At 42.4% G+C, this 14565-nt stretch carries 16 protein-coding genes; 12 read left to right on the top strand and 4 right to left on the bottom strand.

The genetic code is table 11. The annotated features are described in order from the left end of the window. From GX756_06600 to GX756_06580, 5 genes are all read left to right on the top strand, one after another. Nucleotides 1-252: hypothetical protein (locus GX756_06600; protein ID NLC17527.1), on the top strand; the 252-nt coding region annotated here is incomplete at its 5' end. An 11-nt stretch (nucleotides 253-263) separates the two neighbouring features. Then, the gene (locus GX756_06595; protein ID NLC17526.1) at nucleotides 264-719 is read left to right on the top strand and encodes a low molecular weight protein arginine phosphatase; all 456 of its coding nucleotides are present in this window, start codon (nucleotides 264-266) and stop codon (nucleotides 717-719) included. 58 nt (nucleotides 720-777) lie between these two features. Further along, the gene (rpiB, locus tag GX756_06590; protein NLC17525.1) at nucleotides 778-1230 is read left to right on the top strand and encodes a ribose 5-phosphate isomerase B; all 453 of its coding nucleotides are present in this window, start codon (nucleotides 778-780) and stop codon (nucleotides 1228-1230) included. A 25-nt stretch (nucleotides 1231-1255) separates the two neighbouring features. After that, nucleotides 1256-2329 carry a hypothetical protein gene (locus GX756_06585; protein ID NLC17524.1) on the top strand — a complete coding sequence of 358 codons (1074 nt, stop codon included), beginning with the start codon at nucleotides 1256-1258 and terminating at the stop codon, nucleotides 2327-2329. Between the two features lies 1 nt (nucleotide 2330). Continuing rightward, entirely contained in the window at nucleotides 2331-3503 is a 1173-nt protein-coding gene (locus GX756_06580) for an NADP-dependent malic enzyme (GenBank protein NLC17523.1), read from the top strand. A gap of 162 nt (nucleotides 3504-3665) precedes the next feature. On the opposite strand, the gene GX756_06575 is transcribed toward GX756_06580, so the two are convergent. After that, nucleotides 3666-4478: an ABC transporter permease gene (locus GX756_06575; protein ID NLC17522.1), complete on the bottom strand. Its 813-nt coding sequence runs from the start codon at nucleotides 4476-4478 to the stop codon at nucleotides 3666-3668. 3 nt (nucleotides 4479-4481) lie between these two features. Beyond that, complete coding sequence (locus GX756_06570; protein NLC17521.1) at nucleotides 4482-5258, bottom strand: ABC transporter ATP-binding protein; 777 nt, start codon at nucleotides 5256-5258, stop codon at nucleotides 4482-4484. A 183-nt stretch (nucleotides 5259-5441) separates the two neighbouring features. Between GX756_06570 and GX756_06565 the strand changes: the two genes are divergently transcribed. Then, nucleotides 5442-5684: a hypothetical protein gene (locus GX756_06565; protein ID NLC17520.1), complete on the top strand. Its 243-nt coding sequence runs from the start codon at nucleotides 5442-5444 to the stop codon at nucleotides 5682-5684. A 23-nt stretch (nucleotides 5685-5707) separates the two neighbouring features. Beyond that, on the top strand, nucleotides 5708-8332 hold the full coding sequence (locus GX756_06560) for a valine--tRNA ligase (protein ID NLC17519.1): 2625 nt from the start codon (nucleotides 5708-5710) through the stop codon (nucleotides 8330-8332). A gap of 36 nt (nucleotides 8333-8368) precedes the next feature. On the opposite strand, the gene GX756_06555 is transcribed toward GX756_06560, so the two are convergent. After that, on the bottom strand, nucleotides 8369-8944 hold the full coding sequence (locus tag GX756_06555; protein NLC17518.1) for a DUF4364 family protein: 576 nt from the start codon (nucleotides 8942-8944) through the stop codon (nucleotides 8369-8371). Nucleotides 8945-9114: 170 nt separating this feature from the next. Between GX756_06555 and GX756_06550 the strand changes: the two genes are divergently transcribed. Continuing rightward, nucleotides 9115-9732, top strand: a complete 618-nt coding sequence (locus tag GX756_06550; GenBank protein NLC17517.1) for a biotin transporter BioY — start codon at nucleotides 9115-9117, stop codon at nucleotides 9730-9732. Here GX756_06550 and GX756_06545 read toward each other — a convergent pair. Then, on the bottom strand, nucleotides 9729-10133 hold the full coding sequence (locus tag GX756_06545) for a methylglyoxal synthase (GenBank protein ID NLC17516.1): 405 nt from the start codon (nucleotides 10131-10133) through the stop codon (nucleotides 9729-9731). The genes GX756_06550 and GX756_06545 overlap by 4 nt on opposite strands. 176 nt (nucleotides 10134-10309) lie before the next feature. Here GX756_06545 and GX756_06540 point away from each other — a divergent pair, with 176 nt between their 5' ends. From GX756_06540 to GX756_06525, 4 genes are all read left to right on the top strand, one after another. After that, nucleotides 10310-10951 (top strand): M23 family metallopeptidase, encoded by a 642-nt coding sequence (locus tag GX756_06540; GenBank protein ID NLC17515.1) that lies wholly within the window; start codon nucleotides 10310-10312, stop codon nucleotides 10949-10951. Continuing rightward, nucleotides 10942-11790 carry a hypothetical protein gene (locus GX756_06535; protein ID NLC17514.1) on the top strand — a complete coding sequence of 283 codons (849 nt, stop codon included), beginning with the start codon at nucleotides 10942-10944 and terminating at the stop codon, nucleotides 11788-11790. The genes GX756_06540 and GX756_06535 overlap by 10 nt, the downstream gene beginning before the upstream one ends. A gap of 127 nt (nucleotides 11791-11917) precedes the next feature. Continuing rightward, nucleotides 11918-13426 carry an Rne/Rng family ribonuclease gene (locus tag GX756_06530; protein NLC17513.1) on the top strand — a complete coding sequence of 503 codons (1509 nt, stop codon included), beginning with the start codon at nucleotides 11918-11920 and terminating at the stop codon, nucleotides 13424-13426. Between the two features lie 96 nt (nucleotides 13427-13522). Beyond that, on the top strand, nucleotides 13523-14565 hold a 1043-nt coding region (locus tag GX756_06525), incomplete at its 3' end, for a hypothetical protein (GenBank protein NLC17512.1).

Genomic DNA, 14565 nt, shown 5'->3' with positions numbered 1-14565 from the left:
CTGTATAACCAGCATAAGCATTTAAAAACGGTGATCTTGGCGATAGACAAAGCGCTGCCCGCGCCCAAAGAATACCAAAAATTTTATAGCTTGGGCAAAGACGAGAGGGACGCGGCGCGCAACTTATTCAGGGCGTTTAGGGAATTGGAAAAAGAATACGATGTCATTATCGCGTATGCTTGCCGCGAGGAAGGGCTGGGCGTAAGCGTCAATTCAAGGATGAAAAAGGCGGCGGGGAAAAATATAATCTAAAAGGATTTTTTATGGCCAAAGCTGACACATCCAAAAAAATCTTGTTTGTTTGCGCGGGCAATACCTGCCGTTCGCCCATGGCAGAAGTTATCTTTAAGCAATTGTCCAAAAAAAGCAATCTTATCGGCTACAAGGCGGCCTCGGCCGGACTTTATGCCCAAAAAGAGCCTATCAATCCAAACGCGAAACAAGCCCTAAAAAACTTAGGCTATGCGCCGCCAAGGTCCAAGCAGTCCAAAAACTTAACACCGTCAATGTTAAAAAATGCCGATATTGTCTTTACGATGACCCAAGACCAAAAGGCGTATTTGCAGCCTTATGCGAAAAAGATTTATTCAATGAAAGATGTTTTAGGTTTTGACATAGCCGATCCATACGGCGGCGACATGCAAGATTACATAAATACGGCTTTGGACATTGAAAAAGCCGTAAAAAAGATAATTAAGTTTTTATCAAAAAATAACTAGCTCTTTGAAAGATATTTTGCATTATAATATAAACACTAAAGGAAAAGGAGACCAAAAATTGATAGCCATAGGAAACGACCATGCAGCTTTAAACCTCAAAAAAACGGTTATAGAATTTTTGCAAGAGAAAAACCTTCCTTTTAAGGACTTTGGCGCTTTTGAAGAGGTAGAAGGCATTGATTATCCCGATTACGCCCTAAAAGTCGCCAAAGCGGTGGCCTCAGGCGAGTGCAAGAAAGGTATACTCTTGTGCGGCACGGGCATAGGCGTATCCATTGCCGCCAATAAAGTGCGGGGCATAAGGGCGGCGGTTTGCACGGATGTTTACAGCGCCAAGGCGGCCAGAAACCACAACAACGCCAATATACTATGTTTGGGCGAGAGGGTAATAGGCGCCGGCGTAGCAAGAGAGATATTAGAGGCTTTTTTCTCGTCGGAATACGAAGGCGGCAGGCACCAAAGACGAATTGATAAGATTTCCGACATAGAAAAAAACCCTCATTTGAAATAAAACATTTGAGAAGTTTTTAGGTCTTATGTTAAAGGAAATTTTAGAAGTTATTTTATCCATACAACAAACGACCGGGCTTGAGATTGATATTTTCACGCCCGCGGGCGAGAGGTTATTAAGCACGCACAACCAAAAAGACCTTTACCAATTTGACATGAGCTTGGAGCGCCTAAAAAATTCCGAAGGAATCGCGCTTGATAAGGCATCCAATATTACGTATTTTTTAATAGCGCTTAATAACAAAGAATACATAGGCGTAATCACGGGCGCCAACAAGGTTTCCAAAAACTACGCTTATATGGTGTCCAAACTTTTGGAATCACGCGTCCAAAACGGCAAAAAAGAACTTAACAAACAAGACTTTTTTAAAGAGCTCTTGTCCAACAAGCTAGAATCTTATCAAATCCAGTCCTTTAAAGAAGCATACAACCTAAAAGACAGGGCGTTTTATGTAATTAATATTTTGTCGGCTTCCAAAGACATAAAGCTTATTTTGGAATACCTTCAAGAAATTCTTCAAGAGCCCGATGTCATAGTGCCCATGCAGGGCGGCAATATCGCGGTTTTAAAAACTTGCGACGAAGAAGACGATTATCAATCGGCGGGCGAGTTTGCCCATATGGTATGCGACAACATAGAACAAGAGCTGTCCAAAACCGTGCATATCGGAGTGGGCGGCATCGCCAAGGATTATAATGACTTGCCCATAATGTATTCGCATAGTATGTCTTCTTTGCGGCTAGGCAGGCTGATTGACGAAAGGGCCAAAGTGTTTTCCTACAAAGATTATTTGCTTATAAAACTATTTGAAGAGATTCCCAAAGATAAAGTAAAAAAATATCTTGAAATGTCTTTGGACAAGACGGCGCTTGCCGTTTTGAAAAACCGCGAGCTTATGGACACCGCCGAGCAGTTTTTAAACAACAGCCTTAACATAAGCGAAACGGCGCGCGTGATGTATATGCACAGAAACACGCTTATATATAGGTTGGACAAGATAGAAAAAATGATGGGGCTTAACTTGCGCAAGTTTTCGGACGCGATGGTGTTTAGAACGCTTAATATTCTTTACAAATTATCAAAGGGAGAACCAAAATAAGATGGATTACTCAAAAAAGGCGCTAGAGGCGCACAAACGCTGGGGCGGCAAAATTGAAGTCATATCCAAAGCCAAAATCAATAACAAAGACGATTTGTCTATCGCTTACACCCCGGGCGTCGCCGCGCCGTGCATGGAAATAACCAAAGATCCCGATTTGTCCTATGTTTACACAAGGCGGCACAACCTTGTAGCCGTCATTACGGACGGCTCGGCTGTTTTGGGGCTGGGCAATATAGGCGCTGTCGCGGGCATGCCCGTTATGGAAGGCAAATGCGCGCTGTTTAAGGAATTTGGCGGCGTGGACGCGATCCCGATCGTAATAGATTCGCAAGACACTGAAGAAATAATCAAAACCGTAAAAAACATCGCGGGCAGTTTCGGCGGCATTAATTTGGAAGATATCGCCGCGCCCAAATGTTTTGAGATAGAAAGACGCCTAATAGAAGAATTGGATATCCCCGTTTTTCATGACGACCAGCACGGCACGGCCATAGTCGTTCTTGCGGCGCTTGTTAACGCTTTAAAGGTAGTTAAAAAAGAAATGAAAGACATAAAAATAGCGCTGAGCGGACCGGGCGCGGCCGGGGCGGCTATAACCAGGCTGCTGGTAGAGGTCGGGGTGAAAGATATAATATTAATTGACAGAAAAGGAATTTTATACCGCGGCAAAAGCGGCTTGGATTTTTCCAAACAACAGCTTGCGGCGATCACCAACAAAGACAACATACAAGGCGAATTAAAAGACGCCATTAAGGGTACGGATGTGTTTATCGGCGTTAGCGCGGCCAATATAGTGTCGCAAGATATGATAAGGTCGATGAATGCCGATCCGATAGTTTTCGCTATGGCCAATCCCGTTCCCGAGATTATGCCCGACTTGGCGATCGAAGCCGGCGCCGCGGTCGTTGGCACGGGCAGAAGCGACTTTGCCAACCAAATCAATAATGTGTTGGCTTTTCCCGCGGTGTTTAAGGGCGCTTTGTCGGTGCGGGCGCGAAAAATATCCAAAGGAATGAAAATAGCCGCCGCATACGCTTTGGCCGGAATAATTGACGATAAAGACCTAAGGCCTGATTATATTATTCCCGATGTGTTTGACAAAAGGGTATGCGACCATGTAAGCCGCGCGGTCGCCGAACAAGCTGTTAAAGAGGGCTTAAATAGAATATAATATTTTTTTGGTTTTATTATAAAAAAAATATAAATCCGTTTTTTTAAATGCCAAAAAATGTTTTAACAAAAAGCCGCAAGGCAAGCGGCTTCGGCATTTTTTTAAAAAAACATTTTCAGCTAAACTGACAATCTGTCAATTTTTTTTGCAATACTTTTTCATTTATCTGGACTTATAAACCTTTTTTTCTATAAGGCTTACCAATAGATACATGCCCGCCGCCATAACGCAAAGCAAGAACACCGCTGTCATTACCAAATCCATTTTAAACACCTGTCCGCCATAGACAATCAGGTATCCAAGCCCCGCGCGGCTTGTCAAATATTCGCCCATTATCGTCCCTATCCAAGACAACCCGATGTTGATTTTCAAAACCGAAATAAGATTAGGGATAGAATACGGCAACAGCAATTTATACAATATCTGGAATTTGCTTGCGCCCATTGACTTCATCAGCAAAATTTTGTCGGGGTCGCACGACATCATCCCATTTAACACGGATGTTATAGTGATAATAATGCAAATCAATATCGCCATAGTGACGATAGCCTTTGCGCCCAAGCCCATTATCACGATTATAGCGGGGCCTAGGGCGATTTTGGGCAAGCTGTTCAAAACCACAAGATAAGGGTCAAGCACGCGCCTTAAGTAATCGCTCCACCAAAGCCCAATAGCGATAAGCGCGCCTACTATGGTTGAAATCCCAAAGCCCAAAACGCACTCGTAGACCGTTACGCCTATATGGTCATAAATTTCTTTGGTCGCGAACATATCACCCGCTGTCTTTATTATGCGGCTGGGCGAGGAGAAAAACAGCGGGTCCAAAATCATAAAATGGGTAAGCGTTTCCCACAAAACCAAAACCCCTATCAGTATCCCAAACTGCGCGCTAAGTATTAAGAATTTCTTTGTCTTGATATTTTTTAGGTATTTTTTATGTTCTTCCGAGTATAACGCTTGGTCTTGCTTTTTCATTTTTTATAAATCGCCTTTATCAAGTTTTTCCAAATCCTTCCATATCTTATCAAACCAATATCCAAATTTTTTGCATTCCCTTCTTTCCAGGGGCGTTTTGCACTCTTGCATATCCAAAACATATTCATGCGCGATAGCGGCGGGCCTATTGGTCAGCATAATAATCCTATCGCTTAGGCTTATAGCCTCGCTTATATCGTGCGTAACGAGTATTACGCTCTTTTTTTCGTTTTTGATTATTTTATAGACATCATCGCAAACATAAAGTCGTGTCTGGAAATCCAAAGCCGAAAAAGGCTCATCCAAAAGCAGCAGCTTGGGCGAGGTGGCAAGCGTGCGGATAAGCGCCACCCTTTGACGCATTCCGCCGCTTAGCGAGCGCGGATAGTTATTGGCGAATTCTTTCAGCCCGTATTTTTCTATTAATTCATCAACCATCTTTAGATTTTGGGGAGTCATTTTCTTTTGTATTTCCAGACCCAATGTTATGTTTTGCCTTATGGTCCGCCATTCAAACAAATGGTCTCTTTGGAACATATATCCCGTATCGCGGTTGGTAGTGGTAACGGGCTTGCCGTCAATGACAATTTGGCCCTTGGACGCCTTTATTAAACCGCTTATCAATGACAATATTGTGGTCTTGCCGCAGCCCGAAGGCCCGACAATAGACAAAAATTCCCCGTCGCTTAGGCAAAAGCTAATATCCTTTAGCGCCAAAGTCTCGCCGAGTTTTGAATGATAAGTATGGCTGACCCTATCCAAACACAAAATTATCTTCATATGTCGCTCTTTACGTTGGCTTATATTGACAGTATATTAAACGGGTTAGGTAAATGTGTAAAAAGCTGATTTTGTTAAAAACGAAAATCCCAATCCCCAAACCGTGTATTCTTAATTTGATTTATTGATATTTTTCTAGTATAATGTTTTAAATAATTTTTGGAAAAAAAGAGTTGCTTTTTTATGTTTTTGGGTGTCGCCAATAATTTTTTGGACAGCTTAGCAAAAAGGCTTGTTCAATGGAATGTCATTGTCGGTCTTGTTTTGGCTGTGGCGGGGCTTTTGACGGCAGTCTTCGCCCGAAAAATTGTCCAAAAAATCAAAAAAACGGACGATATCAAAGACTTTGATAAGACGCTTGTTGCTTTCAAGTTCGCGGGCTTTTTGTTGGTGCTTGCGGGTTTGATTTTTTCTATAATCAAATAAGGACAAAAGGGACCAAAAAAACTATGAATAACTATGAGCTGGACAAGACATATAATCCCTCTGGGTTTGAGCAAAAATGGTATGACGAATGGGTAAGGCGCGGCTGTTTTAAGGCGAAGGCCGATAAGTCCAAAAAACCCTTCACTATTGTAATGCCGCCTCCCAATATAACAGGGCAGCTTCATATGGGGCACGCCCTTAACCTTTCTTTGCAAGACGTGCTTATCAGATATAAAAGAATGCAAGGTTATAACGCGCTTTGGCTGCCCGGCACGGACCACGCCTCCATAGCTACCGAGGTCAAAATCGTAGAGCAAATGGCGCAAGATGGCTTGACCAAGCAAGATTTGGGCCGCGAAAAGTTTTTGGAGCGCGCTTGGAATTGGTATAAAAAATACGGCGGCAGGATTGTGGAACAGTCCAAAAGAATGGGCCTGTCTTGCGATTGGGACAGGCTGGCTTTTACAATGGATGAGAAGCGTTCGCGCGCCGTTTTGGAAGTGTTTGTCCGCCTTTACGAAAAAGGATACATCTACAAAGGCAGCCGCATAATCAATTGGTGCCCCGATTGCAAAACGGCTTTGTCCGATGCCGAAGTGGACTACAAGCCGTCGGATTCTCACCTTTGGCATATAAAATATCCCGTTGAAAATTCCCAAGAATATATAATAGTCGCGACCACAAGGCCCGAAACAATGCTGGGCGATACGGCGGTCGCGGTCAACCCTACGGACCCCAGGTATAAGGACTTAATAGGCAAATATGTAATTTTGCCGCTTATGAACAGGCGCATTCCCGTTATAGCCGACGATTATGTGGACAAGGATTTTGGCACGGGCGCGGTAAAGATAACGCCCGCCCACGACCCCAACGACTTTGAAGTCGGTCAAAGGCACAATCTCGCAGCCGTCAGGGTAATGAATTACGACGGGACAATGAACGAGCTTGCGGGCAAGTATCAAGGCATGGATAGATACAGCGCCAGAGTCGCTATCGTGGAAGACTTAAAAAGCCAAGGGCTTTTGCAAAAAATAGAGCCGCACAAGCATAATATAGGTCAATGCTATCGTTGCGATACCGTAATAGAGCCCATAATTTCAGAGCAATGGTTTGTCAGGATGAGGGAACTTGCCAAGCCGGCTTTGGATGTCTTGGACCAAAACAAGCTAAGGTTTACGCCCAAGAGGTTTGAAAAGATATACAGGCATTGGCTGGTAAATATAAAAGATTGGTGCATTTCGCGTCAATTGTGGTGGGGTCATCGCATTCCGGCGTATTATTGCGACGCTTGCCAAGAAATGACCGTATCCCGCGAGCATATAAATACTTGCCCAAAATGCGGCGGGACCGTAACCCAAGACCCCGATGTCTTAGACACTTGGTTTTCCAGCGCGTTATGGCCTTTTTCCACTCTGGGCTGGCCAGAAAAGAGCGAAGACTTGGATTATTTTTATCCGTCCGATGTCTTGGTCACCGCCCACGAAATTATATTTTTCTGGGTTGTCAGAATGGTATTTTCGGGCATTGAGTTTATGGGCAAAGAGCCTTTTTCGGATGTCGTAATCAACGGCATAGTGCGGGACAAGATAGGGCGCAAGATGTCCAAGTCTTTGGGCAACGGCGTTGACCCTTTGGAAATGATAGAAAAATACGGCACGGACTCTGTCAGGTTTTCTTTGCTTTGGGGCACGACCTTGGGCAGCGATATAAAGTTTTCCGAAGACAAGATCGCGACCGACAGGGTGTTTATCAATAAAATCTGGAACGCCGCAAGGTTTGTCCTCCTTAACGCCGAAAAGATAGAATACAAAGACTTAGACCAAATAAAACTAAACAACGCGGATCAATGGATATTATATAAATGGAACGAGCTTGTCAAAAATGTCATCAAAAATATGGACAAGTTCAATATAAACCGCGCCCTAAAGTATATGTATGAATTTATTTGGGACGATTTTTGCGATTGGTATATTGAGCTTGCCAAGCCCAAGCTATACGGCGCTGACGAGGCTGAAAAGGTCGGCGCGATGTCGGTATTAATATATCTTTTGGGCGAGATTTTGAAGCTGATACATCCCATATTGCCTTTTGTGACCGAAGAGATATATTCGCACCTGCCTTCCAAAGAAGGTTTGATAATTAAGGCAAAATACCCCGAATTTAACGCGAAATACCACAACGCAAAAGCTTACAAGGATTTCGGGGAGATTATCGCCGTTATAAAAAGCATAAGGGAATTAAGGGCTGAAATGAAAGTGCCCCAAAACAGACGCACCTCTATTTATATTTTGCCGCTCAAAAACCAAAAGCTTATCAACGAATCGCTTGTATATATAGAAAAACTCGGCATGGGCAAGTCAATTGAAATTGTCACTTCCAAGCCCGAAAAATGCGCACAAGTCATAACGCCTTTGTGCGAAGTATATATACCGATACTGGACCTTGTGGACAAAACCGTGGAAATGGCAAGGCTGCAAAAAGAACTAAAAGAAGCAAAAAGCGAATTGGCCCGCGCCCAAGGCAAGCTAGCCAACCAAGGCTTTGTCCAAAAAGCGCCCAAAGATTTGGTAGAACAAGAAAAAGCCAAAGTGGAAAAATACCAAAAACTAATACAAAAAATTGAAAAATCAATCCAAGAGCTAGAATAAAAAAAAGGCGCCAGGCTTTGCCCTGGCGCTTGTTATTTATTCGTCCAATAATTCGTAAAGGCTTGCGAAGATCTGCGAGGCCTTTTCGTCCCATTTGTTACATATGGATTTTGCGGTCGCCCTAGAGTCCACATTCATTTTAATTTCCAATAATTGTTTGGTTGGGTCTTTTATGCCCAAGACCACGGTATGAGTGCCGTCCTCGTTCATATAATAATCTCTCGTGTATTCTTGCCTTCTTCTGTAATGCATGCGGTTTTCGGCCACATAATCCACAATCTCTGCGCGCAAAGATGCCGGTATATAATAAAACAAATGCGAAAGGCACATCCTGCCGTCCACCGTAAGCGCGTATGCGCTTTCTATCGTGGGCGCGCCCGATGCGCTTACAGGCCCTTTGGAAGAAGAGATCATGGTAATAAAGTTATTCTTCAACAAAATATTAAAGGCCTGCTTGCATTCCATGTAGTTGATCCAGTTATTACGGCTACAGCACATTTCTAAGATTGTGCTCTCGGTAAGAGGCACATCCATTTTGTCAAAGACAAACAACAAAATTAAAGAATTTAATTTGCTGTTATCCGTTTCCATCCCAATCCGATCATCTAACATTTTAAATAATTATATCATAATATGTCGAAATATTAAAGATATTGATTTGCATAAATTTTTTGCGGCAATTGTAAGCGGCAATTGTAAACCAGATATGCTTATTTAGTTTACAATCTAGAATATATTGTGCTATCATATGCGCATAAACTAATATAAGGATTTGATTATTTATGTCCCAAACAAGCCAAGTATCCAAAAGCGCATATAAATCAATAAGTTTCAAAATCGCCGCGACCGCATTAATTTGCGCATTGACCTGCGCTGGAGGGTTTATCAAAATTCCTCTTCCTATGCTTGATATAACTTTGCAAACTTTTTTTGCTTGCATGGCGGGATTGTTTTTGGGCAAAAAATGGGGGCCGCTGAGCCAAGCGATATATATGTTATTGGGACTTATAGGCATTCCTATTTTTACCCGCGGCGGCGGAATAACTTATGTTTTTATGCCGTCTTTTGGGTTTATTTTGGGTTTTATTTTGTGCGCGTTTATTTGCGGGATATTAAGGGATTATCTTTTTGAAGATTTTTATTTGTCAAAAATTAAAGTTTCGGATTATCTAAAAACATTTTTAATATGTTTGGCGGGTATTTTTGGGGTATATTTGATTGGCGCGCCTTATATGCTTATGATTTTGTCTTTTTATCTCAATCAATCTCAAGCCGTAATAACCGCCGCGGCGCTTAGCCTGCCTTTGTATCTTTTGGGAGATTTGATAAGCCTGATAGTCTTAATTTTGGCGACGCCTATTTTTTACAAAAGGATTCCGAGATTGTTGGATATAAATTAATCCCTTTTTTTGATAGTATTTCTCCAATTGATATCGCCTCTTGAGAGCGCCATCATCATTATTTCGCCCGTGGCAAGATTGGTGGCAAGCGGTATATTATGCACATCGCACAGCCTCAAAAGCGCGGACACATCGGGCTCGTGCGGTTGGGCTGTTAGGGGATCCCTAAAAAATATGACCAAATCTATTTCGTTGTCGGCCACCATCGCGCCTATTTGCTGGTCGCCCCCAAGCGGTCCCGATTTGAATCTGATTATGTCTAGCCCTGTCGCCTCGGCGATCAGCTTACCCGTAGTGCCCGTGGCGTAAATAGTATGGTTTTTTAACACTTGGCGGTAAGCGATGGCAAGCATTACAATATCGTCTTTCTTTTTGTCATGGGCTATCATCGCTATATTCATATGTTTATCCTTATCCTTCGTAAAAAACTATTAAACCTATAATATCATAATGCCGGCGCGTAGTAAAGAATATTTAAATTTGTTGTTTTTGTCGAAAACGCCTATGAACGCTTGGTTATTTTCAAAGGATTGTTAAGCATATAATTTACAAAAAGAACGAAAAAAAGGCAAGGTTTATGAAATACGACGCGTTAAAAAAGGCGCATGCAAAAATTACTTCCAACCGCTATTTGTATTACGAACCTGTACTAAAACCCAAGCCCCAAGACAGCTCTAGCGGCGTTTTTTTTGGATTGGCCATGCGATTTTTTGCGTGCGGTTTTATTTTTGCGCTGTTATTGCTGTTTTCCCAAGTTCCTACGCTAAAAGATATTTCTTCGGCGGTCAAATCCGCGGTAAGTTATAACATCAAGATTTTTAATATCCAAGAAGACGCTCTGCCCCTAAAACAAAAAATCGCTTTGATTTTTTCCCAGGATAACGCGCCTTTGGAGTTTGGAGCGCCCCTAAAAACCCAAAATATTGTCTTTGACGGCTACAACGCTTTGCTTACAATGGACCAAGACCCGCTTGTATATAGCTCGGAAACGGGCCAAGTGATTAACGTAACCAAAAATAACGGCGTTTTGTCAATCCAAATCAAGCACAAAAACAATATAATAAGCCAATATACAGGCATTAAATACACAGGCGTCAAGACAGGCCAAACCGTAAAAAAAGGTTTTCCAATAGGTATTTTGGCGGGCGAACAATTGGCGTTTTGTTTGCTAAAAGACGGCGAACAAATAAGCCTAAAAGATAAAGCGCAATGGGATTAAAATTTAGCGTTCATCCCCTTTTTATTTTACTAGGGCTTTTGATGGCGGCGCTAGGGCGCGCCTATGATTTTTTGGCTTACACCGTGGCTGTGGTTATTCACGAGATGGGACATTCGGCAATGGCGGAGAGGTTCGGCTATGCCTTGAATGAAATAAAGCTTATGCCTTACGGCGCGGTAATCCAAGGCAGCTTAGAAGGAATTAAGCCGTCCGAAGAGATAAAGATAGCGGCAATGGGACCTATAACCAATCTCATAGTCGCCATAATTTTTACGGCGGTTTGGTGGCTTATCCCGTCTTCGTATTTTTTTACCCAAGCGTTTGTCTATGCCAATATAATCAACGCGTTATTTAATTTTATGCCCGTTTTTCCTTTGGACGGGGGCAGGATTATGTTTTGCCTATTGTCCCAAAAAATGCCTCAATCCAAGGCGTATAAAATCATAAAAATCACAGGGCTTATATTGGGCTGCGCTTTAATAGCGCTTTTTATTATTTCGGCGTTTTTTGAGGTTAACATAAGCTTTTGCGTATTGGGCGTTTTTGTGTTTTTGTGCGCGCTTGCGGGCGAAAAAAAAGAAAGATATATACGCATATACAACCGCGCTTTTAGAACCCAAAACCTAAAAAAAGGCCTGCAAATTAGGCAAATCGCGGTAAGCGCCGATACGCCCATAGGTCAAATATTTAGGATGTTTTCTCCCTCGTATTTCTATTATGTAAGGGTGTTTGACAATAAATTGAACAATATAATCACTTTAACAGAAACCCAAATAGAAGAGCTGTTTTCAAATAATGACTGTATGACTCCGATAAAAGACGCTTTAAAGTCAAAATAGTTTAATTTATTTTATTTTGCCAAAAATACCAAATAAATGGAACAAAATCATCTTTTTTTAAACATATGGACTTTTTTAGACAAAAATTGTATAATATTTGGGTAAACCAATTTTACAGAGGAATATTTTGATTAAAAAAAGCAGCATCTACATAGATGTGAATTCTAACAATGTCTGCGTTGCTATGACAGAAAATGGCGAGCTAGCCGAGTTTTATATTGAATCCTCTTCCCAAAGGAAATTGGTAGGCAATATTTACAAAGGCGTAGTGGTCAATGTGTTGGCGGGCATGCAGGCTGCGTTTGTTGACATCGGACTGGAAAAAAACGCTTTTATGTATGTGGGCGATATGGTATTTGACCGCGCCGAGCTTCAAAATCACGAGATAGAAATTCCCGAAAAACTTACAATATCCGAAGGCGATGAAATAATGGTCCAAGTCGTAAAAGACGAGGTCGGGACCAAAGGCGCGCGCATTTCCTGCAATATATCCTTGCCGGGCAGAAGCGTGGTAATGACGCCTACATTGGATTTTTTGGGCGTGTCCAGAAAAATTACGGACGAAAAAGTCAAGCAAAAGCTTATTAAGCTTGTCAAAGCGCACGCTGTTAAAGGCTACGGTTATATAATAAGGACGGTCGCGCCCGAGATGTCCAAAAGAGAGATAGTGGCGGAAATAAAACAGCTTCGCGCCCTATGGGAGACAATCCAAGAAAGATACAAAAAAGCGCGCCCAAAAGAATTGATTTATACAGAGGGCAATTTGGTCGCCCGAATGGTCCGAGATATGCTTAACTCAAACGTGGAACATATAATTACCAACTCAAAAGAAGTCTATGACACAATATCCGAGCATTTGGTAAAAAGTCTTGCCGTTTGCGCGGATAAGCTGGAGTTATATACGGGCAAGACCGATATGTTTAAATATTACGGCCTCCGTCCAAAAATTGATAAGTTATTAGACCGCAAGGTTTGGCTAAAAAGCGGCGGATATTTGGTTATTGATAAGACCGAAGCGCTTACCGTTATTGATGTCAATAGCGGCAAGTATATCGGCGACAGCAACCAGTTGGAGGATACCGTTTTTAAAGTCAACCTGGAAGCCGCCCAAGAAATAGCCCGTCAATTGAGGTTGAGAAACATCGGCGGAATAGTGGTAATTGATTTTATAGACATGGAGCTTAACGAGCACAAGCATAAGGTCTTGGAAGCTTTGGAAAAGGCGCTGCAAAGAGACCGAACCAAATGCAAGCTGCTGGGGATGACCAAACTTGGCCTTGTGGAATTGACCCGAAAAAAAATACGCAACGATATTTCAAGCTGCGTTCAAGACGAATGCACGGTCTGCCATGGATCGGGCAGGATTTTGTCCACCTTTGCGGTCGCCGACAAGATACGGGCGGACCTTTTGGATTTGTTTGCGTCTATGGACGCGCCGGCTGTGACGGTTACGGTAAATCACGAAGTCATGACCAAACTTTTCACCGGGATTTTTAGCGCCGAGTGCGAAACTATCTGGTCCGATAAAAGGATTTATATAATCCCCGATGAAAATCTTTTGAGGGAAGTTTACAAAATTCAGGTTCAAAAAGATAAAATTTTGACATTACCCGACAACGCAAGGTTGTTATATTAAACAAAAGGCTATCAATATCTGGCTTAGGGATTTGATTTATGGTATAATTTTTTTTAATAATCAATAAATGATAAAAATAAGGTTTTTGTTTTTACTATGAGATATATAAATAAAGAATACGGCTTTACATTCAGACCGCCTTTTTTGGAAAGTTTCCATAAAGAAGAGCCCAAAGGCCCGGCTATAAGAAATATCAATTATCCCTCAAAATATATAATCGGCGCGGGATTGGACTATTCGGCTATTAACGGCGCTATGCTGGCAGGCAAATATGGCTCGTTATGGGGCGTTAAGGTTACATATTTTAACGGGCGCAAATGGATGGAAAACCAAGACTTTATAACCGCGCATTCAAAATACAGCGTATATTCCAATGACGGCAGTTACGCCCATTTTATCAGCGGACCGCTGTCGGTCAAATGGATAAGACAAGGGGAGCAAGGGCTTGGCATACAAATTACGGCAAGCAGGCGCTTAAGGGTAAGGGTTATTTTTTATCCTTGCTTTAATTGGCCCGGAGAAATCAGCATAGAAGGCTCGTATGTGAAAGGGCGTTCTCCCTATGTCGCCGCAATACCTGGGGATGTTGAGCTTGCCCGGCCTTATTCGGTTTTTAAAAATCGTTATCAGGTTATTTTGGACGACAAACCCGGCCGCGAATATTTTATGGCGCAAAGCTATAACAAACCCTTAGACTCCGCGAACGCGGCTTTTAACGAAGTCATGATGGAGTTTATTATCAACAACTATCAGCCCACGGTCCATCTTTATTGCGCGGTGGGCGACGAAAAGATACTGGCTTTTGATATTCCGGATGTGGACAAGCTGGACAAATTAATAGAAACGGCGGGCGACCTTAAATACAGCGTCAATAAAACATACGGAAGCGGCGTTTTGGGCGCGCCTGCCGAGTCTATGTTTAACGCGTCTATGTGGTCAAGAGTTTATTATCCATATATTCTTGACACAATAGCGATATCCAAAAGGCTCAATAAAAACGACCATTTTGACTTAAACGGTAGCGAAGAAAATTCCAGCTTATTGGTCAGCTCTTGGGTGTGCGAAGACGCCGATTTTACAAATCAATTAACCTATACCATACAGGATAAAATTTTGGGGCCGATATCGGCATATCAAAT

The organism is Clostridiales bacterium, assembly GCA_012512255.1.
Taxonomy (GTDB): Bacteria; Bacillota; Clostridia; order Christensenellales; family DUVY01; genus DUVY01.
This window is presented reverse-complemented; position numbering and strand designations above follow the sequence as displayed.